Source organism: Lederbergia sp. NSJ-179 (assembly GCF_022867885.1).
Lineage (GTDB): Bacteria > Bacillota > Bacilli > Bacillales > Bacillaceae_C > Lederbergia.
In genome coordinates this window covers 141,815-165,851 of record NZ_JALIFP010000005.1, presented here as the reverse complement: position 1 = coordinate 165,851, position 24,037 = coordinate 141,815, and the positions used below count along the sequence as shown (strand labels likewise).

The 24,037-nt window shown below is 37.1% G+C and carries 29 protein-coding genes; 17 read left to right on the top strand and 12 right to left on the bottom strand.

Translation table 11 applies throughout. From position 1 onward, the window contains the following. Positions 1-22: 22 nt before the first annotated feature. Positions 23-1,099 (bottom strand): EpsG family protein, encoded by a 1,077-nt coding sequence (locus MUB24_RS06110; protein WP_244702352.1) that lies wholly within the window; start codon positions 1,097-1,099, stop codon positions 23-25. Between the two features lie 171 nt (positions 1,100-1,270). Here MUB24_RS06110 and MUB24_RS06105 point away from each other — a divergent pair, with 171 nt between their 5' ends. From MUB24_RS06105 to MUB24_RS06080, 6 genes are all read left to right on the top strand, one after another. Beyond that, positions 1,271-1,528 carry a hypothetical protein gene (locus MUB24_RS06105; protein ID WP_244702351.1) on the top strand — a complete coding sequence of 86 codons (258 nt, stop codon included), beginning with the start codon at positions 1,271-1,273 and terminating at the stop codon, positions 1,526-1,528. Between the two features lie 38 nt (positions 1,529-1,566). Continuing rightward, positions 1,567-3,636 (top strand): phage tail protein, encoded by a 2,070-nt coding sequence (locus MUB24_RS06100; protein WP_244702349.1) that lies wholly within the window; start codon positions 1,567-1,569, stop codon positions 3,634-3,636. Further along, positions 3,636-4,214 (top strand): macro domain-containing protein, encoded by a 579-nt coding sequence (locus tag MUB24_RS06095; RefSeq protein WP_244702347.1) that lies wholly within the window; start codon positions 3,636-3,638, stop codon positions 4,212-4,214. Before MUB24_RS06100 ends, MUB24_RS06095 begins: the two co-directional genes overlap by 1 nt. After that, positions 4,214-4,396, top strand: coding sequence for a hypothetical protein (locus tag MUB24_RS06090; RefSeq protein ID WP_244702345.1), 183 nt, complete (start codon positions 4,214-4,216; stop codon positions 4,394-4,396). Before MUB24_RS06095 ends, MUB24_RS06090 begins: the two co-directional genes overlap by 1 nt. 65 nt (positions 4,397-4,461) lie before the next feature. Continuing rightward, positions 4,462-4,890 (top strand): phage holin family protein, encoded by a 429-nt coding sequence (locus MUB24_RS06085; protein WP_244702344.1) that lies wholly within the window; start codon positions 4,462-4,464, stop codon positions 4,888-4,890. Next, positions 4,890-5,846: a glycoside hydrolase family 25 protein gene (locus MUB24_RS06080; protein ID WP_244702343.1), complete on the top strand. Its 957-nt coding sequence runs from the start codon at positions 4,890-4,892 to the stop codon at positions 5,844-5,846. Before MUB24_RS06085 ends, MUB24_RS06080 begins: the two co-directional genes overlap by 1 nt. 26 nt (positions 5,847-5,872) lie before the next feature. Here MUB24_RS06080 and MUB24_RS06075 read toward each other — a convergent pair whose 3' ends face one another. From MUB24_RS06075 to MUB24_RS06055, 6 genes are all read right to left on the bottom strand, one after another. Next, entirely contained in the window at positions 5,873-6,079 is a 207-nt protein-coding gene (locus tag MUB24_RS06075; RefSeq protein WP_244702342.1) for a hypothetical protein, read from the bottom strand. Positions 6,080-6,126: 47 nt separating this feature from the next. Continuing rightward, positions 6,127-6,306, bottom strand: a complete 180-nt coding sequence (locus MUB24_RS06070; RefSeq protein WP_244702341.1) for a hypothetical protein — start codon at positions 6,304-6,306, stop codon at positions 6,127-6,129. A 264-nt stretch (positions 6,307-6,570) separates the two neighbouring features. Beyond that, the gene (locus MUB24_RS06065) at positions 6,571-7,098 is read right to left on the bottom strand and encodes a type I-C CRISPR-associated protein Cas8c/Csd1 (protein WP_244702340.1); all 528 of its coding nucleotides are present in this window, start codon (positions 7,096-7,098) and stop codon (positions 6,571-6,573) included. Beyond that, positions 7,098-7,331: a hypothetical protein gene (locus MUB24_RS06060; protein WP_244702339.1), complete on the bottom strand. Its 234-nt coding sequence runs from the start codon at positions 7,329-7,331 to the stop codon at positions 7,098-7,100. Before MUB24_RS06060 ends, MUB24_RS06065 begins: the two co-directional genes overlap by 1 nt. Before the next feature lie 125 nt (positions 7,332-7,456). Further along, a complete protein-coding gene (locus MUB24_RS23815) occupies positions 7,457-7,819 on the bottom strand; it encodes a YhjD family protein (RefSeq protein ID WP_483869165.1) in 363 nt (120 codons plus the stop codon). Between the two features lie 60 nt (positions 7,820-7,879). Further along, positions 7,880-8,092: a helix-turn-helix transcriptional regulator gene (locus tag MUB24_RS06055; protein ID WP_244702338.1), complete on the bottom strand. Its 213-nt coding sequence runs from the start codon at positions 8,090-8,092 to the stop codon at positions 7,880-7,882. Positions 8,093-8,239: 147 nt separating this feature from the next. Between MUB24_RS06055 and MUB24_RS06050 the strand changes: the two genes are divergently transcribed. Beyond that, entirely contained in the window at positions 8,240-8,662 is a 423-nt protein-coding gene (locus MUB24_RS06050) for a hypothetical protein (RefSeq protein ID WP_244702337.1), read from the top strand. A gap of 881 nt (positions 8,663-9,543) precedes the next feature. Here MUB24_RS06050 and MUB24_RS06045 read toward each other — a convergent pair. Next, positions 9,544-9,756, bottom strand: coding sequence for an integrase (locus tag MUB24_RS06045; RefSeq protein ID WP_244702336.1), 213 nt, complete (start codon positions 9,754-9,756; stop codon positions 9,544-9,546). A gap of 354 nt (positions 9,757-10,110) precedes the next feature. Here MUB24_RS06045 and MUB24_RS06040 point away from each other — a divergent pair, with 354 nt between their 5' ends. From MUB24_RS06040 to mmsB, 6 genes are all read left to right on the top strand, one after another. Next, positions 10,111-11,085 (top strand): substrate-binding domain-containing protein, encoded by a 975-nt coding sequence (locus MUB24_RS06040; RefSeq protein WP_244702335.1) that lies wholly within the window; start codon positions 10,111-10,113, stop codon positions 11,083-11,085. 12 nt (positions 11,086-11,097) lie between these two features. Further along, positions 11,098-12,540 carry a sensor histidine kinase gene (locus MUB24_RS06035; RefSeq protein WP_244702334.1) on the top strand — a complete coding sequence of 481 codons (1,443 nt, stop codon included), beginning with the start codon at positions 11,098-11,100 and terminating at the stop codon, positions 12,538-12,540. Continuing rightward, positions 12,522-14,132 carry a response regulator gene (locus tag MUB24_RS06030; RefSeq protein ID WP_244702333.1) on the top strand — a complete coding sequence of 537 codons (1,611 nt, stop codon included), beginning with the start codon at positions 12,522-12,524 and terminating at the stop codon, positions 14,130-14,132. The genes MUB24_RS06035 and MUB24_RS06030 overlap by 19 nt, the downstream gene beginning before the upstream one ends. Before the next feature lie 255 nt (positions 14,133-14,387). Continuing rightward, complete coding sequence (chvE, locus tag MUB24_RS06025) at positions 14,388-15,443, top strand: multiple monosaccharide ABC transporter substrate-binding protein (protein ID WP_244702332.1); 1,056 nt, start codon at positions 14,388-14,390, stop codon at positions 15,441-15,443. Positions 15,444-15,575: 132 nt separating this feature from the next. Then, positions 15,576-17,108 carry a multiple monosaccharide ABC transporter ATP-binding protein gene (mmsA, locus tag MUB24_RS06020; protein ID WP_244702331.1) on the top strand — a complete coding sequence of 511 codons (1,533 nt, stop codon included), beginning with the start codon at positions 15,576-15,578 and terminating at the stop codon, positions 17,106-17,108. Beyond that, positions 17,105-18,259: a multiple monosaccharide ABC transporter permease gene (gene mmsB / locus MUB24_RS06015; RefSeq protein ID WP_244702329.1), complete on the top strand. Its 1,155-nt coding sequence runs from the start codon at positions 17,105-17,107 to the stop codon at positions 18,257-18,259. The genes mmsA and mmsB overlap by 4 nt, the downstream gene beginning before the upstream one ends. Before the next feature lie 198 nt (positions 18,260-18,457). Here mmsB and MUB24_RS06010 read toward each other — a convergent pair whose 3' ends face one another. Continuing rightward, on the bottom strand, positions 18,458-19,462 hold the full coding sequence (locus MUB24_RS06010; protein ID WP_244702327.1) for an inorganic phosphate transporter: 1,005 nt from the start codon (positions 19,460-19,462) through the stop codon (positions 18,458-18,460). Positions 19,463-19,478: 16 nt separating this feature from the next. After that, positions 19,479-20,096, bottom strand: a complete 618-nt coding sequence (locus MUB24_RS06005) for a DUF47 domain-containing protein (RefSeq protein ID WP_244702325.1) — start codon at positions 20,094-20,096, stop codon at positions 19,479-19,481. A 183-nt stretch (positions 20,097-20,279) separates the two neighbouring features. Here MUB24_RS06005 and MUB24_RS06000 point away from each other — a divergent pair, with 183 nt between their 5' ends. From MUB24_RS06000 to MUB24_RS23435, 3 genes are all read left to right on the top strand, one after another. Next, positions 20,280-20,462, top strand: a complete 183-nt coding sequence (locus MUB24_RS06000) for a twin-arginine translocase TatA/TatE family subunit (protein WP_244702323.1) — start codon at positions 20,280-20,282, stop codon at positions 20,460-20,462. A gap of 134 nt (positions 20,463-20,596) precedes the next feature. Next, the gene (locus tag MUB24_RS05995; RefSeq protein WP_244702321.1) at positions 20,597-20,791 is read left to right on the top strand and encodes a hypothetical protein; all 195 of its coding nucleotides are present in this window, start codon (positions 20,597-20,599) and stop codon (positions 20,789-20,791) included. Continuing rightward, positions 20,704-21,000 carry an HlyC/CorC family transporter associated domain-containing protein gene (locus tag MUB24_RS23435; RefSeq protein WP_313898426.1) on the top strand — a complete coding sequence of 99 codons (297 nt, stop codon included), beginning with the start codon at positions 20,704-20,706 and terminating at the stop codon, positions 20,998-21,000. The genes MUB24_RS05995 and MUB24_RS23435 overlap by 88 nt, the downstream gene beginning before the upstream one ends. 68 nt (positions 21,001-21,068) lie before the next feature. On the opposite strand, the gene MUB24_RS05985 is transcribed toward MUB24_RS23435, so the two are convergent. Continuing rightward, the gene (locus tag MUB24_RS05985) at positions 21,069-21,872 is read right to left on the bottom strand and encodes a sulfite exporter TauE/SafE family protein (RefSeq protein WP_244702319.1); all 804 of its coding nucleotides are present in this window, start codon (positions 21,870-21,872) and stop codon (positions 21,069-21,071) included. A 50-nt stretch (positions 21,873-21,922) separates the two neighbouring features. Continuing rightward, a complete protein-coding gene (locus MUB24_RS05980; RefSeq protein ID WP_244702317.1) occupies positions 21,923-22,594 on the bottom strand; it encodes a GDSL-type esterase/lipase family protein in 672 nt (223 codons plus the stop codon). Between the two features lie 273 nt (positions 22,595-22,867). On the opposite strand from MUB24_RS05980, the gene MUB24_RS05975 reads away from it, so the two are divergent. Further along, the gene (locus MUB24_RS05975; protein ID WP_244702315.1) at positions 22,868-23,740 is read left to right on the top strand and encodes a LysR family transcriptional regulator; all 873 of its coding nucleotides are present in this window, start codon (positions 22,868-22,870) and stop codon (positions 23,738-23,740) included. Positions 23,741-24,037 lie beyond the last annotated feature (297 nt).

Here is a 24,037-nt window from a genome sequence, read left to right as displayed (position 1 = left end):
ACTTCTATATGATTAGCTAGGTTTATTTATCCCAAATAAAATAATATGGGTCGAATACGGAATCAGATAAAATCACAAAGTTGTATAAGATTAAAACGAATATCAGCACCATCATGTATATTACTCTTAAATTTTTATTTTGCATTTTTGAAAATAAGAACGGTATCAATAACAGTGCGTAGGACGCGAAGAATCTGGATAATCTTTCTACCATTTCGACTTGGAGTGCTAAGATATTAAAAATGGCATAAAATACAACCGCATTAAACCAAATCCTATGCATATTATTTTTCGGATCAAGTTTTTTAACGTGAAACAAACTAAAAATTAAAAACGCAATAGGCAGAACAACATTCGCAACGTTTTGCCCCGTCATTCCATAGGAGTTTTCTGTGTAGTTGTCATATGCAAAGTTTTGCACAAAGTCTATGACACCATCAAAATAAAAAACTAAAATAGTAGAGCTTATAAAAAATAATAATAAGTTCCTTATATTAATTCTGAAATTTAAAATGAAATAAAAAGGAATCATGATGAGTGCTGTCTTATGAAATAAAAACGCTAAAAGTACAACTAGTAGATATTTGAAAAACTTCCGTTCGTATAAAAATTTTGAGCCGATGAATATTATTGATGCTGCTAATATTTGTCTTGTTATATTAAACGAGGCATAGTAAGAACCAGCAGTGACAAGCATTAAAACGCTAAGCCAAATATTCACAGAGTATTTTTTAAACTGGTGATAAAACCCAAATAATATAATAAATGTTGTGATAGCAAATAAGAAAATTTCGTTACTTGTAAACAATCCTATTGTTCTATTAAGTAATACGTAGCCAAATTCTCTTTCGGGACCATATATAAATGCATCAAAAAACCCAAAACTATTAATTTTTCTAAATAAAAATGTATAATTGTTATAGTCTGTAGTGAAGTTGCCCCTGAATGCAGAAATAATAAATAATAGCAAGAAACTAGGTACTATATAAAAATATGTAGGTAGCTTTTTTTGGATTCTTTGTTTAGTTATCGAATTCACAGCTTCAAAACTCAAACCTAATATAATTAATACTATGGCTACAAGGAGATAAGTTTCCATCTAATGATTTAACGTCCTTTCTTTTAAAGTCCGTTAAATTGTACCATAAAAGATAAGCAAAAAGAATTAGAAAGAGAACAACGGAACCCTAAATAGTAAAATGTTAATAGTGAAAAAGAAGGTTTTCCTCTTTTCGTGTCGAATTGAGTAGATACAAAAGGGGGGATAAATATGACTTACTACGAAGATGAAATCTTAAATGAATTGGAAGTTGGAGAGGATTATACATCAAGGCAGGTTCTTATTTTTCTGTACGAAAATAAAAATGCAACAATCCTTTCAGACTCAGGAAGAATAACTAATAGTAATGAAATTAAATACAGGGTAGTTGGTAGAAAAGATAAATATATTCATACGAGTCGAGATCACGACAGAGTATACACAATACCTAATGAAACTTCTAAAATATATGAAATAGAGAGACTATAAGCACCCACTGCGGTGCTTTTTCTGATGGAGGAGATATTTTGATCCGCACACTAAACCTAAACCGCCAAACCACGGCGATATTAGAAAACGCATATGCAATAGGCTATGAGAAGCAAACCAATGCCATTTGGTCTGCTTCTTTTTCTTTGCCTTTGAATGACCCAAAGGTCGATAAGGTAGAATTATTGAAATATGTGGAGATTACTGATGACGATGAATACATTGGTCTGTTCAGGATTATTCCGAAATTAACCATCAAAAACGAGTCTACCCAAGAGGTAAGATTTCAATGCGAGCATGTTCTGGCCACCCTGCTAGACAGCTCGCTTTTTAAGTACCATCAGAGGTCCAATTTTACTACGGAAAGCAATATTGAGTATTTATTATCCAAACAAAAGCACAAGCACTGGAGAAAAGGGAAGGTAGAGTTTACCCGATATTTCCATTACTCTTGGGAAAATGAAAATCTATGTTCATCAATTTTTAGTGTCCCGAAACCATTTGACGAGCCATATATTTGGGACCATGACACTAAGTCTTATCCTTGGACACTCGATTTAGTTAAACCAGATAACGAGCCTATTTGCCGTATCAAAGAGGGTTACAATCTTATAGGATTAGAGATTGAGGAAAATCCCATGTCCGTTTATAACCGCATCTATCCTCTTGGAGCCGGGGAAGGGGTCAATCAGTTGACGATTGAATCTGTCAATAACGGCATTCCTTACATTGAAGACCGTAAGCCGGGCGAAGAAATTAAAGAATACATTTGGGTAGACCAACGTTTCACGGACGTTAATTCACTTTTAGCCAGCGCCAAAGCCTTGCTAAAAAAATGGAAAGAACCTATTGTCACATGGAAAGTATCAGCTGCAGAGGTATCTAAAATAACGGATTTATCGATTGATAAGTTTAAGGTAGGCAAAGTAGTTCGCCTTGATATAGACGGTCTCCCTGTCACTGACCTGCGAATTATGAAAGAATCTAAGGCAGACATCATAGGTGCTCCAGGCAACGTTGAATTAGAGATTGGTAATGTCCAGGAAGATCTTTCAACTACTCAAGCTGATCTAGAGCGTAGGCAACAAATTAACGAACTTTACAGTCAAGGTGCCACCAACATATTAAACTTCACATATCAGGATAATTGCGATAGTAAAATACCCGCGATTATCCCTTTTTATATTGATGATGATGTGGTCAATATCAATACGGTGGAATTAACATTCAGAACAAAAAAATTCCGTGCTTACTCTCAAGCCACAAAAGGTGGTGGAGCTCTTGTTAAGTCTACTAAAGGTGGCGGGGGCATTGTTAAATCTACCAAAGGTGGAGGAGGTACAACACAAACCACCACAAGTGGAGGTGGTACCACACGATCAACTACCAGTGGAGGGGGATCACAACAAACGTCGTCAAGTGGCGGAGGTGTAGCTAAATCAACGGCAAGTGGTGGGGGGAGTTCCCAAACATCTAACGCAGCTGGAACTCACAGGCATAGGGTATTTGGATACAGCAAAAGTAATGGGGGCGCACCAAGCGCAGGAGATTATGAGCAATTTCATGCGCCTAGAAATCCAAACGGTACAGCTGCAGGATTGCTAATTATCGCGGGTGCTCCAGGTGACGTTTATACAGAGTCTGCAGATGGCTCTCACTCACATAGTGTCTCGATTCCAGCGCATACACATAACTTTGAGGTGCCCAGTCATACGCACAGTGTTAATATACCAGCGCATAGTCATGACGTCACAATACCGGACCATAGCCATAGTGTCACTGTTCCTGACCATACACATGAAATTGATTTGCCTAACCATACGCACGAGATCGAGCTGCCCGATCACACACACGAAGTGGAACATAAGATTGTTGAACTAGATACTATGCCAAGTAAGGTAACTATTAAAGTTGATGGCAATATTGTGCCGCACACTAGCACAAGTGGTGATCGTATTAATCTAGTAGATTACATGTCCAAAGATAGTAGCGGAAAAATAAATCGTGGAAGACACGAGGTGCAAATATTGCCAAACGGATTAGCGAGAATCGAAGCTGACCTTATTTTGAGAGTGTTTATTCAATCACAATTGGGAGGGAATTTTTAGTGAAAAAATATATTCTGATGGCTACTGATGAATTCATTTCAGATAGATTCCAAAGGGAATTTTCTCCATATGATAATGTATCAGTTTGGAATGGAACGTTTGAAACCTTACCAGGTATAGATTGTTTGGTTAGCCCAGGTAATTCCTTTGGTCTTATGGATGGCGGTATGGACCAAGCAATCGTTAATTACTTTGGAGACGAAATACAAATAAAGGTCCAAAGCGTTATTTCTGACGTCTTTTATAGTGAGCAACCTATTGGGACTAGTTTCATCGTAGGAACAGGAGATGATAGCATCCCTTATTTGGCTCATACACCAACCATGAGGGTTCCGACTGATATTAGTAGTACCGATAATGTCTATAACGCCATGAGAGCTACATTAATGGAAACGGAGAGACACGAAGATATAAACACTGTAGCTATTCCAGCGTTTGGACATGGTGCTGGTGGGGTGCATGGTGCTAAGGTTGCCTACCAAATGGCTAAAGCATTTTTGCAGATAGTTGCACAACCAAAAGTAATAGATTGGGAATATGCCACTAAAGTTGACTATGGAGTAGGAGGGAGCTTTTAATGATCAAGCTTGAGGTTAGCACTCACGGCAGTGAAAGCTTCATTGTCGAGGTAGAAGAATACAACGCCGAATCACTAAATGAGCAGCTAAACGATAATGACATAAATACAGTGGTTCTCGGTGATCTAGTCATATCACGTATAAATGTTAAAAGCGTTAAGCCTGTTCAGGAAGAAGAATAAGGCTTTTTCTAATTAAAGAGAAAAAAACGGGGGTATTAAATTATGAATAAGGAGCTGGATAGAGTATGGGAGGTTTTAATTTGGACCACCTAGAAGCTGTTAGATTTTATTTATTTGGAGATGTAAAATTTCTCCATCTGTTAATTTTACTAATGGGATTGGATATTATCACAGGGATTGCTAAAGCGATCAAAGATCAAAACTTATGGAGTCGCAAATCATTGTTTGGATATGCTCGTAAAGTATTGGTCTTGGTAGTTGTCATATTAGCCAATGTGATCGATCAAATATTGGATTTAAACGGGATGGTAGCTTATGCAACTGTCCTTTTTTATATCGCGAACGAGGGATTGTCTATTACGGAAAACTTAGCTCAGGTAGGTGTGTTGGTACCCCAAAACATAGCTGAAAAGCTAAAACACATTGAGACCGGAAAGACATTGCCGGAAGAAGTAAGAGAAGAATTTACTACTAAAGAAGGGGATGATAAATAATGGCGACAATTATTGATATTTCACATCACCAATCACCAAGTTCCATCAATTACGACAAGCTTGCAAAAGAGGTTGATCTAGTTATTATCCGTACCCAATACGGTTCTAATTTGATCGACAGACATTATAAGACCCACCATAAAGAGTTTCAAAAGCGTGGAGTTCCGACAGCGGCCTATGCTTGGCTTAGAGGGGTATCTGTAACGGACATGGAAAAGGAAGCTACAGACTTTTATAACCGTACAAAAGAGTTTAATCCTACTTTTTGGTTTTTGGATGTGGAGGAAAAATCAATGAACGACATGCGGAAAGGGACAAGCGCATTTTTAAAGAAATTGCGCTCTCTAGGTGCCAAGAAGATCGGCATTTATGTTGGCCACCATTTATATAAATCTTTTAATCTAAATTTAAGTGAAGCCGATGCGGTATGGATCCCGCATTATGGTAAAAACAACGGTAAAGCTAACAGCAAGCCATCCTATGCGTGTGATCTACATCAATACACTGATCGAGGTAAGCTCAATGGTTATAACGGCCATTTGGATTTAAACAGGATTATCAGTGATAAAAAGCTTTCTTATTTTACGGATGGCGGGAAGGTAGACAAACCTGTTGTTAATAAAACAGAAAATAAAACTCTCTCCACATACACCGTTAAGTCAGGCGACACATTAAGCCATATCGCTGTTAAATACGGGACCACAGTTAAAAAGCTTGCCGATCTAAACGGGATTAAAAATCCTAACCTAATCACAGTGGGACAAAAAATTAAGTTATCCGGATCTGCACCAGCTAAAACAGCAACGCCTAAGCCTACTTATCATACTGTAAAAAGTGGTGATACTGTTTCTGGTTTGGCTGTTAAATATGGCAGCACACAGGCGCAGATCAAGTCTTGGAACAATCTTAAAAATATCAATAAAATTTATGTTGGACAAAAATTAAGGGTTAAATAATAAAAAAGCCCTCACTTTTGTGGGGGCTAATACATCACATAAACCTTTCCATTGGGGCAGACGATCCAATCTGCGTTAGTATCATTTTCAATTCTATTTTTAGCCTCTTTAATACTCACATTGTACTCTTTGGCAAAATAATTCGCAGCATCTTCTAATCCATTAAATGTTTTTACTGCCTTTTCTTCAAATTCATTTTTAAATTCTTCAAAATGTTTTTTCGTGCTAATCATTTTATTCGCCCTCCTTGATATCAATCCATAAATCATTCAGCTTCAGTTTATTTTTCTTCATAAATTTCCACCCGGTATTTTTTCGCTAATAATTTAATTTCGTTAAAGTCTTCTACGATTTTTAATAAAGTGCTTTTTGTACGCCTTTTTCCTTCATCGTTGTAATATATCTTAACAAGATAAACTCGATAACGATTATCGTCTGTCTTTTTAAATTTGATATACATTAGTTCACCCCTTTTTTTATGAGGTATCTCTTTTTAAAATACTCGCTACACTCCTTACAGTATGGCTTTCCAGATTCAACTGGAACCTTGCCACACTGCTTACAGAGACCTTTCCTTTCCCGTTCCTTGTATTTTCTTCTTTTATTTACCCTCCACCTGCATGTGTCGGAACAATATTTTCCTGTAGAAATTTTAGGAATGAACCGTTTCCCACAATCTAGGGCAGAGCAAACTCTCACGTTACCACGTTTTGTATCGCCATCTTTATACGTCACTAGCGATCTCATGCCTTTGTTTATAAAATCCTAGTAACCATTTATCACTTAGTGGGCGATCATCATAAGATTCAATGCCGATTTTGTCCACAATTTGATCAAATAACCTTATTAATCGCTCTTCTTTATCACCAAATTTATGCGTGTAGTTCATTAACTCTTCATGGATTTTGGCAAAAGTGGTCATTGGTTTGCGCTGGAATTTTTCCATATAACGCGCCTGGACAGCAGATTTACCCTTTTCAAATACCAATTGCCCAAACACGTCACATACACCAAATAAACGCCCGAAAAGCAAATCCCTGTCCTTGTTGCCAATTTCTTTTTCCTCTTTTAGTTGGAGATAGCAATTATACAATTTGATTGCATTTCCAAAGGTCATATTCTCGATGTCCGATTTACCGTTGGAATACTTCCCAAGGACAGGGGGGCTAATCCCTGTCATCTGAGAAATTTTATAATTAGATATACCTGATTCGAAAAGTAAGTATTCTATTGCTCGCTTTGCTTCTTGCATTAGAAATCCACCTGTCCATTTACTACTTCAAAAGTAGGGTTTTCCCAATATCCTCTTTCAACCCAATCGATTAATTCCAAGATATCCTCTTGACGATCTTCTTCATCCGCATAGTATCTGTATTCATTCAATGGGGTATCGTGTGTGACGTGAAACTGATTACTTGTAAGGTGTAGTCCTAATTCACCTTTTCTTTCAAATTTAGTAAATTTAAAACCTGGTTCGTTTGTCATTTTTAATTTCCTCCTTTGGTTTGATCATGTTTTATTGATTAACTAAAGTATAATAAACTTAAGTATATTAGTCAAGGGTTTTTATAAAAAAGTTTTTATTTATTTCCCAAAAAGAAAAAAGCAATTCACCACATTGATGGGTGTCTGCTTTTTCTGTTAAGCATATAATCCTCTAAAAGTTCCTTACTTCGAGTTTTGAGTACATGTTTTGTAAATCTTCGTACCTCCCCATAACCTTTGTATATTACCTCATACTTTGTATAACTTAAACGGTATACCTTTATATTATTATCTCTCATGTATTTCTTCGTTTTGTATGAATCCTTCTGAATAGCATGCATTAATTTTTCCACATATCTATAGTAAGGCTCCTTAAATTTTAGTTGGCTTTGCGCAATAGCTTTCAGATCATGATTTAAAACCTTTATAAGTAACGGGAGATAAATAGCCTTTTCAATTATGGGTTCGTCATGATAAGGTATTAGCATAAGATCACCTTTTTGATCTTATTTTAGCTAAGTGGGGCCAGATAATCAAGAACATTAGTTCTATATGAGATCGTTATCTTTGCTCCTTTCATATAGTTCCCCGATGTCCACCTCTAATAAATCTGCTAATTTATATGCTTTATCCATAGTTGGGTATGTTTTCCCTACACTCCAATTAGAGAGCGTATTTGCGCTTACGCCCAAAACACTTTGGATATATTCCCTTCTATATTTGGATGTTCTTAACAAACTTCCTATTCGGCTTTTTAACATTGAATCACCTCTGTTATTAAATTTCCACAAAAAATCATTAAATCCTTTCACAAATATTTGTGATAAAAACAAATGATGACCCATATAGATAAATTAAGACGTCACCAGACGCCACTTGACGTCATTACAAGTCTAGGAGGGCAATAGATGTATAGACCGACAGTTCGATATGCAGACGTCTATAAAAGCTATGTAGATGATTTATTCCAATCCACTTATTTAGATCGTAACCAAATAATCAGGGCCGCACTTTTTACAGCTGCACATTCTTCCGTTTTTTTAAAACTAATGAATGAGAACAAACGACCTGACGTCCTTCTCCCCTCCCCACTATGGCAGTTAGATCAACCGGAATTATGGATGGAAAGTAACCCTAAATTTGAGAAGGAGAGGAGAGACGTCAGCAGTGTTGACAATAAACGAGCAGGAAAAATTGAAAGCATTAATGACATTGATTGGGGATCCGGAGGAGGAGAAACGACAATCCAACATAGACGTCAGAGGGAGATCCAGAGACGAGAAGGGGAGGTTCGCACCGGAAACGGAGGAATCAGAATCAAGATCGGTTAGACAAATAAAGTTGGTGAAAGTGAAAGGGTCCTACGGGACGTATCTGGTTCAAGATAAAATCACCTGGACAGATAGGCTTTATGTGGTTATGATATTATTGGTGTTTTTGGTTTTAATGATCTTTTAAAAAAGGCCCCTATAAGCAACACATTTTATACATTTTTTAAAACACAACACAAATACAACACAGCACAAGCGCCGTGCATTGATATATCAAGGGTGGAGGGGCTAAGTTACACCCCGACCACCGGTATTAAGAAAGACTGATATGATGACATTTTGACGGAATTATCCGTTAGGATGTCGTCTTTTTTAAAAGGTAAGAAAATAAATATAAAAATTGGCTAATGTTTGGATCTAGCTCCAGCGCCTAGCCCCTCGAGGTCAAATAACCTGAGACAATAAAAGTCAAAACCGGACTTTTCTTGTCTCAGAGCATTTGCTTGTCGGGGCTGACCAAGGCGCTTGCGCTTTTCTTACGTTAAACGTGACGATAACTGATCGTGTGCCTAATTCGGTACATACGTACGCTATCGCTTTCCTTCAAAATTAACGGAGGGGAGCGATTTTATTGTCTAAACGGAGAGATAAAGTTCACGCGAAATTGACGTTGCAATCGAGCCGATTGAGTTCAAGCGGTTATGTGATGATGTTGTTGTTCATTTGTTTGCCGAAAGGGATATCCATTCTGGCACCCACACGATGGCGACTGCCTGCCTTACATTTCATTCTTAATAAATTCGTAGAATGAGATGCAAGTGAGAGGCGTTGTTTCTTATTGAACAAACACGGGGATCGAATGTTGAATAAGTATCACCCTGAATAACGACATAAATAATCAAATTAAAAGAATTGAATTTTCAAGTAAATATAATCAAAATTCAAGGGTTGCCTCCCAGAATCTTTTCGAGAAAAAGAAATTCTTCAATCCATTGATCCGTCATTTCCGTCTCCAAGGGATATTCTAAGCCCTTCTTTTCAGCTCTCTCAATGATCTCTGTTACCTTTGGCCGAGAGTTAGCCGTACTTACTGCGATTTCCCTTAGACTGATTTTTTCATGATGTAATTCCAAAATCTTTCGATAATGAATCAACCAAAAAAACTGCTATATAAAAGTGTCACTTCTCCGTAGGTGTGCTCACTAATTATATAAGAGGTTTTAGCTGGTAAACAGTTTGGCAATCGGTGGTAAATTTTTGTCATACGATGGTAAATAAGATGGCAGAGGTGGTAAATTTCAGTGGTTGTAATCACAGTAGTTCAAGGTACTTAGTCGATTTCCCAAAAGGGGGTCTTGGCTGTTTTTACAATGTAGAAAACAATAATTAGCTGCATGAAATAGGGTACTAACTTGATAAAGATAAGAGAGATTAGCCATTGTAATTCCAACCCTCTCCGAAATTTTTGTTACGTGTTAAAATAAAGAAAAACTAAAGGTGGTGAGAGGATGAGAGCCCCGAGAGTGATTTTCGGAATATTGACCACAGCGATTATGATTGCGCTAATTTTTACAATCTACTTTTATTTGAAGGCGCTCTCTTATGAGGTTACGATCAATGGTCAAGAAGAGGAGAAGGAATATGATTATCATTTCTCACTCATCGTTCAGGAATATAATAATCCTTACCTTGTGGAATTGTCGAAAGGGGCACAAGAAGCTGCCCGGCAAAATAATATTTCTCTCGAATACCGCGGCCCGCGGCAAACGAATTTTGAGGAACATATAAAAATGATTGAAAAATCAATTGCATCTAAAGTGGATGGCATTATTACGCAAGGGCTTTCTGAAGATTTTATTCCGGTTATTCAAAAAGCGGAAGAAATGGGGATTCCGGTTATTACCATTGATACAGATTTAAAAGCAAGTGGCCGCAAGACGTATATCGGTACAGATAATTACCAAGCAGGATTTCAAGTTGGTTTAAAGGTGATCGAAGAGAATCAAGCAAAAACGAAAGTAGGTATCATAGCTGGTGATTTAGAGACCAATCAGCATAGTCAAAGAGTAGAGGGTTTTTTGGATGCAGTGAAATCCGCGACACATATCGAGATTGCAGCGATTGAAGCATCCAATTTGAGTAATATCCAGGCCACGGAAAAAACGTACCAAATGTTGCAAGATCATCCTGATATTGAAGTTTTCTTTGGAACAAGTGCAATGGATGGACAAGGAATTGCAAGTGCGATTGATATTTATCGACCACAAAGAAAGATTAAGGTTTATGCATTTGATGATCTAGAAGAAAATATGGAATTGTTAAAAGAAGGAAAGCTCCATGCGGTGATTCAACAGCTGCCGTACGATATGGGGTATGAGAGCATCCGGTTAATGACCCAATTGAAAAAGGGAACGACCATTGAGACGGATCATTATACCGATGTTCATATCTTGCAAAAGGATGATGTACTTCACAATAGATAGGCGGTCATTGAAATGTATAAAATTCAAACAAAAACGATCTTATTTTTCATACTCTTATTTTTAATTTTAAATAGTTACCCCTTCTTTTTGATTTATACTCATACACAAACGATTGAGGAATACGATCAAATGTTAAATCGGTTTTTTATCTTCAATGATGCTTCGAAAGCAACAAACGAACTCTATGCCAACATGGGTTTGTATTTAAATAAAAAGCAATCAGAGAGTTATGACGACTATATGGATGTACGAGAAGAGTTACTTTCCCTTACGTCAGAAATGGATAAACGAATAAAAAATAGTCACAATAAAATAACGATCACAAACTACCAAAATATGATTCATAGTTTCATTGATGAAAGTGATGATTCCTTGTCAACCTTCTTAATAAATGATGTGGAGTCTTATTCTATGAAACAACGAGAAGCGTTGAAACTATTAGAGTTTATTCAGGAAGAAACATTGGATCTTTTAAATAATGATTTAACGGAATTTCATTCTTTCTATGAAAACATGAAGATCCGTAATCAATACATGAATTACATGGGGATTTCTTTGTTTATTGGAACGTTTTTAACTGGGCTATTCATCGCTTATGTATTTAGTCGCGATATTACGAATCCAATCAACCGCTTAACGGGTATAGCCAAAGATATTGCGAAAGGAAATTTAGATGGAGAAGAGCTTCATTTAAATCGAAAGGACGAACTCGGCTTTTTAACGGAAACGATGACCCAAATGCGACGGGATCTTTCCTATTATGTAAAACAAATTAAGGAAAAATCTGAACAAGAAAAATTACTGAAAGAGATGGAGTTGAAAAGTCTTCAAAATCAAATCAATCCGCATTTTCTCTTCAATGCGTTAAATACGATTGCCAGAACTGCCTACTTAGATGGTTCTCAACATATCTCAAATTTAATTACAGCGTTATCGAAAATGCTCCGCTATAATTTAGGGAAATTGGAGAAACCGGTGACCCTGAGAGATGAGATGAATAATGTGAAGGAGTATTTTTATATTCAGAAAACAAGATTTGGAGAGCGTGTGCATTTTGAACTTGACTTACCAGATGATTGTGCATCTGTCCGTTTGCCGATCTTGACGGTTCAACCACTAGTTGAAAACGCCTTTATCCATGGGATTGAGTCTATGGAAAGTGATGGAGAAATCCATGTCAATGCACAGAGACAAGGGCCATATACAATCGTTCAGATCACTGATAATGGAATGGGAATGGATCCTAAAATTGTTCAACAATTAAAGGATAGAAAAGAAGTGACAAGCATAAGTAAAAAGAGAGATTCAACGGGATTGGGATTAGGCAATGTGATCCGCCGATTGGAACTATTTTATCAGCGATCGGATGTGGTACAAATTGAGTCTGAAGTAGGAAAAGGGACAACGATTATGTTGAAATTGGGGGATGAAGACAAATGGGAGCAAAAATATTAATCGTTGATGATGAAGCACTTGAAAGAAAAGCGATTCGGAAATGTTTACAGGATCATGGGCGTGGTCAATATGAAATCGAAGAAGCGGAAAATGGTCGGGTTGCAATCATGAAAGCGGAGGATTTTCGTCCGGAGATTATTTTTATGGATATAAAAATGCCCGGAATTAATGGGATTGAGGCGGCTACTGAAATTTTAAAACAACAAGCTAGTGTTCGTTTTATTATGTTATCAGCATACGACACGTTTGAATACGCTAGGCGGGCCATGAAAATTGGGATTAAAGATTATTTATTAAAACCGAGTACAGATCAGGAAATAATGAATACAGTCCACCACCTTATGGAAGAGATTCAACGGGATCGGATAAAGAGACAGGAGGAAATTGCGTTAAGAGATCAATATCAACGAGCACTAACGGTGATTGAAGAAAAGGTCATTAATTTAATTTTAGCCGGTGAGGAATGGAATAGCGCCGATCCCCCATTTACGCAACATTATATTGATCAACTTCAGCGCCCAAGTCTTGTCGTAGTTGTCGAATGCAGGGAAAAAGATAAAAGTTCAATAGGAAGTTCGCTTCTCCATTCAGCTTTTTCCTTCATATATTCCTTTTTTGATCAGCAGTACGCGAAAGTGTTCCAGGGGTCACGCCAAAAACATATTTTTCCGTTGCTTATTCAATTGAATCGGGAAAATCGAAAACGTGATTTTAATAAAGAGATAAAGGAGTACGGAACTGAGTTGATTCAAAAATGTTCCGAACGGTATCCGGAACTTGTTGTTCGCATGGGAATTGGAACCGTTTACGAAGAGCTTGATTTATTTGCAAATTCCTATCAAGAGGCATTATTTGCTTTACAGGCTTATTCACCCACAGGCAAAGATATTTCTTTTTATAGGCAGCTGATTTACCATCAAGCGCCGGCAAGCTCTTATTCTTATGAGTTGGAATCAAGATTAGTAGAAATTATTGTTTCTGGGCTAAAGGATGAATTTGATGACTATTTTAAAAGGTATTTTTTCATGTTATCCCACCATGGTCATCAACGCTTAAAAGAGGTGGAGAAAAAATTGCATGAATTTTTAATTGTGTTAAATAGAGAGCTACAACGCTCCATTCCTGCTCTAAAGTTTCCTGCCGTTCAGCTAAAGGCTAGTACATTGACGGAGCTTCAGAGAATGGTGAAACAAGCTTTGTTGCGATTAACGAATAGGATTTTTCATCTGCATTTTTCTAGTCAACAGGATCGAATAGATGTGGCAAAGAAATATATTGATTTGCATTATAAGGAACAGCTAACATTGGAAGATGTAAGTGAATTTGTTCAGCTAAGCCCTCCATATTTTAGTAAATTGTTTAAAACACGAACGAATCGTTCATTTATTGAATATGTTACAGAGGTGCGCGTAAACAAAGCAAAGGAGTTATTGGTAAATCCTGATGTGAACGTAAAAGAAATTTGCTTTGATGTCGGCTATAAAGACCCGAATTATTTTAGCCGCGTCTTCAAAAAAGTAACGGGACTTTCGCCAAGTGAATATAAAGGGAAGCTTCAATCAGATTATAATCAAAGGGCTCATAATCGGTGAAAAAATAACCAACCTGAAGGAAGACACTTCCAAAACGAACAATGCTCAGCTAAATGGCGGAGCATTTTTTTGATGATAAAAAAATGCTCTTCAAGGTAAAAGAATGCTATTGGAAGAGGAATCGATGAGTCGGACACAAGAAACAACAAAAATGTATAGGCTTTCATGGAAAGATGAAGCAATTCCTCCCGTTACGGCGCCTACTTACCAATTATACTTAAAGCGGATTTAGTAAAAAGAAGGGGAGGAAAGGCAATGAAAAAGTATATAATTGCCATCGTATCATTGTTACTCGTTATTTCGTTAGCAGCATGTGGCGGTAAAGCCGGGGGGAGCAAAAAAGGATTTGTCGGAATTGCGATGCCAACAAAATCATCAGAACGTTGGGTGCACGATGGTGAAAACATGGTGAAAGAATTTGAAGAGCTTGGGTATAAAACGGTTCTTCAGTATGCAGAAGATGTAGTAGAAAACCAAGTGTCACAGATTGAAAACATGATTAGCCAAGGTGTGGATGTCTTAGTGATCGCTTCTATTGATGGTGAAGCACTTACAAATGTTCTTGAACAGGCAAATGCAGAAGGGATCGAAGTGATTGCGTATGATCGTCTTATTAAAGGAAGTGAGCATGTTTCCTATTATGCAACCTTCGATAATTTCCAGGTTGGAGTATTACAAGGGCAATATATTGAAGAAGCACTCGATTTAAAAAATCAAGCGGGACCATTTAACATAGAGCTATTTGGTGGATCTCCAGATGATAACAACGCGTATTTTTTTTATGATGGAGCGATGTCGATCCTCCAACCATACATCGATGAAGGAAAACTTGTTGTCAAGAGTGGCCAAACAGGAATGGACAAAGTTTCAACATTAAGATGGGATGGAGCTCAAGCTCAAGCAAGAATGGAAAATTTATTAAGTACTCATTACACCGATGAGGAAGTGGATGCAATTTTATCACCATACGATGGAATCAGTATTGGGGTTATTGCAGCTTTAAAGAATATCGGTTATAAAGAACTACCAGTCATTACGGGACAAGATGCGGAGCTTGCATCGGTGAAATCGATTGTCGCTGGTGAACAAACAGCTACCATCTTTAAGGATACCCGTAAACTTGCAGAGAAAGCTGTCGAAATGGTAAGCGCTGTCCTTGAAGGAGAAGAAGCAGAAGTAAATGATACGGAAACGTATGATAACGGAAAGAAGATTGTTCCTTCTTACTTGCTCGATCCAGTGCTTGTTGATATTGACAACTATAAAGAGATCCTAATTGATAGCGGCTATTACAAAGAAGATGAGATTTAAATAAACAATGGAAGCGCCATTCAGTACAAGCTCTGTTTTGAATGGTGGCTTTCATGCTAGGATTCACTCCTTTCATAATCCTTTATTTCATTTTCTTACCCCTAAAAATAGGCTCAAAAAGGTGTGACAAACATGAAATCAATTTTATTAGAAATGAAAAATATAACGAAAGAATTCCCGGGTGTAAAGGCCCTTGATGATGTCAACCTGCAAGTGCTTGAACATGAAATCCATGCATTATGTGGTGAGAATGGTGCTGGAAAATCAACATTAGTGAAAGTATTAAGCGGCGTTTATCCACATGGATCCTATGAAGGAAGAATCCTTTACAAAAATAAAGAATGTGAGTTTAAAGATATTCGCCAAAGTGAAGAATTGGGAATTGTTATTATTCACCAGGAATTGGCGCTCATTCCAGAACTTTCGATAGCAGAAAATATTTTCCTTGGAAATGAACAGGCGACTCAAGGTGTCATTAATTGGAATGAAACAAAGCGGAAAACGAAAGAGCTGTTAGAGGTCTTAGGTTTGGATGAGTCTCCAGACACGTTAATTAAAAATATTGGGGTCGGAAAACAGCAACTGGTAGAGATAGCCAAGGCTTTATCAAAGGATGTTCAATTATTAATTTTAGATGAGCCTACTGCTGCTTTGAACGAAAATGACAGTGAAAATCTACTAAAGCTTTTGCTGGCGTTACGGAAAAAAGGGATTACGGCGATTTTAATTTCACATAAATTAAATGAAGTGAAACAAGTGGCTGATAAGGTGACGATTATTCGGGACGGGAAAACGATTGAAACGATCGATGCTAAAGAGATTACAGAAGATCGAATTATTCGTGGAATGGTTGGGAGAAGTTTATCAAACCGCTATCCCGATCGTACACCAGCTATCGGTGCTGACTTTTTTGAAGTGAAAGATTGGAACGTCTATCATCCTATTCAGCAAGATCGTCAAATCGTCAAAGATGTGAACTTTCATATCAAACGTGGTGAAATTGTTGGAATTGCTGGTTTAATGGGTGCAGGACGAACCGAACTTGCGATGAGTATTTTTGGTCAGTCATATGGGAAGAAGAAGTCTGGTGAGGTCATCAAGGACGGGAAGCCTGTTGATGTATCAACCGTTCACAAAGCGATTGAAGCTGGAATTGCTTACGTAAGTGAAGATCGAAAAAAGTATGGCCTTATTTTGATGAACGATATAAAAGAAAATATTACTCTATCTAAGCTCGATAAAATAGCGAAAAGGAAAATTGTAAATGAGTTTGATGAATATGAGCAGGCGGAAATGTATCGGAAAAAGATGAACATTAAAACCCCTTCTGTTCATCAAGTAACGGGCAATCTTAGTGGTGGGAACCAACAAAAGGTTGTATTAAGTAAATGGATTTTTTCAGATCCTGATTTGCTTATTTTAGATGAACCTACTAGAGGGATTGATGTGGGGGCGAAATATGAAATTTACTCTATCATTAACCAGCTCTCCAATGAAGGGAAAGGAATTTTGCTCATTTCATCAGAATTACCAGAAATTCTCGGAATGTGTGATCGAATTTATGTGATGAGTGAAGGTGAGTTTACAGGTGAAGTGTCGGTGGAGGACGCGACACAAGAGTTATTGATGAAATGTATGACAAAGAGTAAGGGGAATGCACTATGAAGGCATCTTCAAAACTTAATGTGCGGCAATATAGTATGATTATTGCTCTCATTTTAATTGTAGTCTTATTTCAATTTTTGACGGGAGGAACACTGTTAAAACCTTTAAATATTACAAACTTAATCTTGCAAAATAGTTATATTTTAGTGTTAGCGATCGGGATGGTGCTTGTCATCATTACGGGCCATATTGACTTGTCAGTCGGATCGGTTGCCGCTTTCGTCGGCGCCATTTCGGCCATCTTAATGGTGAATATGAACATGAATCCTTTCCTCGTGATCCTGATTTGTTTAATACTAGGTGCGGCTATCGGGGCTTGGCAAGGATTTTGGGTTGCGTATGTCGGCATTCCAGCATTTATCGTCACCTTAGCAGGAATGTTGTTATTCCGCGGTTTGACTTTAGTGGTACTGAAGGGTCAATCAATTGCACCGTTTCCGATGTCCTTCCAGAAGATCAGTACAGGGTTCTTGCCAAATCCTTTTAATGATGGTGGGTTCCACACGTTGTCGATGATTGTTGGTTTTGCCCTATCACTTGTCCTTATAGGGATGGAATGGAGGAATCATCAATCTCAAATAAAATATCAATTTGATGTCTTATCACCAAAAATATTTTACAGCAAAATGATTGCTATCTTTTTAATTGTGAATGGTTTTACGTATATTTTATCGACGTACCGGGGGATCCCTAATATATTAGTCATCCTGTTCGTGTTAATAGCGTTATACACATTTATTATGAAGAAAACGATCATCGGACGCCACATTTATGCGGTCGGTGGTAACTTAAAAGCAGCGGAACTTTCTGGTGTCAAAACAAAACAAATTACGTTCGGCGTGTTTATCAATATGGGAGTGCTTGCTGCTTTATCTGGTCTAATCTTTGCCGCTCGCTTAAATGCGGCCACACCAAAAGCCGGTAATTTATTTGAACTTGATGCCATCGCTGCTGTTTTTATCGGTGGAGCTTCTGCTTACGGTGGTGTTGGAACGGTGATTGGCGCCATTGTCGGTGGTTTAGTTATGGGAGTCATGAACAATGGGATGTCGATTCTCGGTTTGGGAATTGACTGGCAACAAGCGATCAAAGGTCTCGTTCTATTAATAGCTGTTGCGTTTGATATTATGAGTAAGAAGAAAGCAGGGTAGAGAGTTTCGATAGTAAATAACAAATGCATCCGATCATTATCGGACGGAGGACTCCCGCTTCAATCATGTGGAAGGCTTAAGCTCATAATATTTAAGCCTTCATATATATGCAAAGTTAAACACAAAGCCCGGTTAGCGCAGGGCTTTGTGTTTGTGAAACAGCTTTGTGTTTTAGACTAGCTTCCGCATATCAAAACCTTAACGTTCAAAGAACAGATTAAGCAGGAAAAAGCATATGGCTGCAAGGGTAGCAGAAATAGGCAAGGTGATCAGCCACGTAATTACCATCGTTTTAGCTGTCCCCCATTTGACTCCTTTCAATCGATGGGAAGCACCGACACCTAAAATGGAAGAGGAAATAACATGAGTTGTACTGACTGGCAAGCCGATAAAAGTAGCACCGAAAATAACGGTGGCTCCCGTTAAATCTGCTGCCACACCACTAACCGGTCGGATTTTCATAATTTTCCCGCCGACCGTTTTAATAATTTTCCATCCACCTATAGCCGTTCCGCATGCCATCGCTAGTGCACAAATAGTCTGTACCCATAATTGAATATCATTTGACTCCTGGTAGTTATTCACCATTAAAGCCATCGTAATAATCCCCATTGCTTTTTGTGCGTCATTTGTTCCATGGGAGTATGCTTGCAAAGCTGCTGTCGCAATCTGTACTCTTCTGAAGTTTTTGTTCGTTTTCGTCAAATTACTATTCTTAAAAATTACTTTTATTATACCGTAGACAATAAAGCCAACGGCAAAGGCTAAGAGGGGAGACAAAATGAGCGCTTTTATGATGTTTAGAAATCCACCATAATTTAATGAGTGAAAGCCGGAGGCAGCAATGGCTGCACCAGCGATCGAACCGATTAACGCATGGGAGGAACTGCTCGGAATTCCATAATACCAAGTGATTAAGTTCCAAATAATTGCAGCCAATAGCGCCGCAAGAATAACTGTTGTACCATTTTCTAATGTAAAGGGATTGACAATATCCTTTGTTATCGTTTTAGCGACTCCTGTGAACGTCATGGCACCGATAAAGTTCATCACAGAAGCCAATATAATCGCATGTCTTGGTTGCAGGGCCTTAGTCGAAACGGAAGTCGCTATCGCATTGGCTGTATCGTGGAATCCATTAATAAAGTCAAACACAACTGCAAAAACGACAATTAAAATTGTTAGGATCAAGATTGTATTCATGCTGTGTATTTACTCCTTAGGCATTTTTCATAATGATGGTTTCAAAAGTATTGGCGACATTCTGGCAGTAGTCCGCTACTTCCTCAAGCTCTTCATAAATTTCCTTGTACTGAATGATGTTGATAGGGGCCTTTTCAACTTGAAATAAATGCTTAATCGAAACTCGTAAAATTTCGTCACATTGGGATTCATAATCTTTTATTTTAATCGCGTTTTCTCGAATAAGAGGGAGGTTCTTTCTGGATAATAATTCAATCGCTTTTTCAATTTCTACGACACATTTTTGAATAGCATGAACAAATTGTAGCATATAATCATCTGCTCCTGTCACAGAATACATATCTAATAGCGCCGCTGTGTGCTCTAGGCCATCTAGAACATCATCCATATTCATGGCTAGAGCTAAAATATCTTCTCGTTCAATAGGTGTGATAAATACATTGTTTAAATCCAGTATGACTTGATGAACGAGTGAATCTCCCTGTTTTTCGTACTCTTTCATTTTTTCGGAGAAGATTTTCAGGTCTTCCATATTGCTTAGCATATAATCTGTGAAATAATTCATGCTTTCTGTTAAGTTAGCAGAGATACTAGCTAAATGACTAAAAAATGGATCTTCCTTTTTCTTTAACATTTCTTTATCATTCGCTCCTTTTAAAAAAATTAAGCCCTCTTATCATAGCGTAATTTGTCGATTTACAACATAACCTTAACAAATAATTTACATAAACTTTACATTAGGTCATTTTTTGTGGCAATATCAATGGAACAACTTTTAAATTTGGCCAAATAGGAGTATGATAAAAATAAAAAGGAGATGCCTTTCGTGAGACCAGGAATCGTCAGTATTGTCATTATACTTATTTTTGCCTTGCTTATTTTTGGCCCCAGTAAATTACCTGAACTAGGAAAGGCGCTGGGCAGTACGTTGAAAGAATTTAAAAAAGCAACACAAGGTTTATCTAATGAGGATGGTACTGAAAAGAAGGAGAAGCAATAAATCTCGAAAGGAAATGAACAAAAGCTGGCCGGTTAGATTCCGGTCAGCTTTTCGTGTGTCTCGCTGTTTGTAGTTGATCGTAATTGAATAATAGAATCATTTAAAAAAAGATTATGGATATCGAAATAGCCGATATGGCTATTGTACTTGATGAATTTGGCGGCACAGAAGAATTAATTACAATTGAAGATGTAATGGAAGAAATTGTTGGTGATATTTCTAGTGAGAGTAATGTGCCTAGATCTATCGAGGAAGAAATCAAACAAATATCTTCGAATCAATATATAATGAAGGGGCATTTCGACTTTGGGAGCTTGAAGATATTTTAAAAGTTGAATTTCCAACTGAAGAATTTGATACAGTCAGTGGATTTCTTATTAGTGAAATCGGCTATATTCCCTCTGAAGAAGAAAATCCAGTCATTACGTACAAAAATATGACTTTTGAAGTAAAAAAAATAGTGGAAAACAGAATTGAAAATGTGATAGTAACGATCAGGGACAATGACAATAAAGACAATATACTGGCTGTCGAATAACCTCGACAGCCTATTTATGTGGAATTAGGGGACATATTAATAGTCCACTTCTTTATTCCTTTGACTACTTACACGATCATCCGGATTCCAACAATAACTAATACGATGCGAAGAATCGTAACGATGGTATTGCTACTTAACTTTGAATTAATATATGCACCTAATTTTCCACCAAACCAAGCACCGGGAATTAAAAGTAAAGCAAACAACCAATTCACATTTCCTAAAGTGATATGGGTAATCGCACTAACAATTGCCGACAAAAATACAATGAGCATCGATGTCGGAATGGCAATATGTGGGGGAAATGAGAAAAGCAAAATCAATGCTGGGACAAGCAGTGAACCTCCCCCGATCCCGAAAAGACCAGAGATAAAACCAATTAAAAATGCGATCGGAATGGCGACAGTTAAATGAAACCCGTATGTATAAATATCTCCTTCCGTCGTCGTGAATTGACGTTGGATACCAGTTTTTTTCGGTTTCTCTACTCGTTTCTGTTTGTGCTTTAACGTGAGCAAAATGGCTACTAAAATAATAAAAATCCCAAAATAAAGTGAAAACGAATCATCGTTCAAATAGCGATTAACCCAAGATCCAGCAATTCCGCCTGGTCCACTTCCAACAAAAAGGTAAAGACTACTTTTGTAATCTACTCGTTTAAGTTTCATATAAGCAAGGGTAGAAGCCAGTCCAGTAAAGACGACTGTAATCATGGAAGTTCCTACTGCTATTTGGGGGGACATAGGTAATATTGATACAGCCCCCAGTCCCAGAAGAAGAGGAACGATGACAATTCCACCCCCAAGTCCAACAAGGCTCCCGATCGTGCCAGCTAATAATCCACCGAATAATAATAGTATATACTCCATTTTCTATAACTCTTCTTCCTAAAGGATTATGGTCAATATATGTATACCCATTATAGATACTGTTTTAAATTTTCAAGAATGACAGCATAGGCATTTGGCCATAAGTGAATCCCCTCGATCGTATATTCCTCTTTCAAATTACCTTCTTCATCTACTAACCCATCATTCACATGAATAAATTCATAGTGATAATGATGAGCTAAGTCCTTTATTGCTATATTGGCTTCCTGTATCGATCGATTATTTCTTGTCTTAAACATTTCATTTTTTTGATCTTGGCTTATTAACGGAAAATCGGCTTTTGCATTAACTGGGTAATAAGCCATTACATATACTGTGCAATTGGGTAATCTATTCTTTATCTGACTTAAAATTTTATCATAGTTTATCATCAAATGTTCTTTTTTGTAATCAGGTGAACCAATATCATTTGTTCCAATATTAATAAATATTTTTGCAGGTTCTAGTTCAAAAATACACTCATCCATGGACGCTAATAGTTCCTTTGTAACAAATCCACCTACTCCTCTATTGTAGATGATGTAGTTCTTCTCTAAGGTTTGTTGCAGTTCATTGATAGGGAACTGCTCCATTAACGAAGAACCCACAAATAGAATTCCCCCCTTTGTTACTAATTGATTAAGCATCTTGTACTTTTTTACCTTTTCTTTTTTGTGCTCATCCATAAATACCGTAATTTCTTCTGTATCAGGCTTTTCCACCTTTTTCCACCCCTTCAACTCCATTTTTTAATTTTCAATTTAAGCTAAAATTCATTGCTTGTAAAATGTTATACAAATAATTATAGATCAATATTTTATAATGTATAATATATAATTAGTCATATCTTTATATTCATTTAGTTATAATGTGATTTCAATACTTTTGAAGCAAAAATGTAATTATCACCAACGAACTCTTTAGTAAGCCGCTTCAATTTTTACAACAAGCGTTTCTAAACAAATTGAATCATAAATAAAAGGAATGAAATAAACATGGAACTTCAATACTTACGCTATTTTAAAGTCATTGCAGAGTTAGAGAATATGACGCGAGCAAGTGAGGCATTGCACGTTGCACAACCTGCACTGAGCAAAACGGTTCGTATCTTGGAGGAAGAACTTCAGGTAAAGCTGTTTAATCGTAAAGGTAAAAATATTATTCTTAATGAAAATGGACGTATTCTGCTCAAATATACATATCAAATCTTAAATTCGTTGAAAGATGCGAAATTAGAGATTGCGGAAAACAATAAAATACAAGAGAATACGGTATCGATCGCAATGCATGCAGCGTCTAGGTTGATTCCGCCAATTCTTCTAGACTTTAAAAAGCAATATCCAAACATAAATTTTAACATTGAGCAACATAGGAATAAAAAATACGCCGAAAAGAATGCCGACTTCATTATTTATTCAACCAAGGATAAAGTGATCGATCGAAATGTTGTTACTTTGTTAGAAGAGGAAATTTTGATAGCGGTTCCTATAGATCATCCTTTAGCCAAAAAGGAACAGGTATATTTGGAAGAATTGGCTTCAGAATCTTTTATAAGCTTGCAACAAGGAAAGGGATTAAGTGATATAACGAATTATTATTGCCGCCTTGCTGGATTTGAGCCAAAAATAGTTTTGGATAGCGATGATCCTGCAACGATTCGTGGATTAATTGCTGTTGGACTTGGAATTTCCTTTTTGCCAGCCATTACATGGAAGAGTGATCTAGTCTCTAATATTAAATTATTATCTATTTCCAATTTCGATTGCAAACGCTATATCCATATTTCTTGGAAGAAAGGGACGTATCGATCTGAAGCATCCAAATTGGTTTGCGATTATATTATTAAATTTTTTAAGCAACTCACCTAATCTAAGTTAAAATAACCCTTGGGAATATCAGTGGTAAAATAAAAATGTAGCTTTAGCAGGTTAATTTATGTGAACAGAAGCTGTGTTAAATTTCCGTTATAAAATAATTGAAAGGAACGAAGTAGTTAGCCGTGCCCAAAAACGCAGGAAAGTGGGAACGAGGTTAAGTGAAGAACTTTTAGGGCGTTGTCATTAAATGGAGGCATTCTTGATACAAAGGATATTTAGTAAGCTGTATCGAAGTAGTTTAATGAACATTTCTTAAAAGACAATAACAGGATGTTTGGGAGAAATACG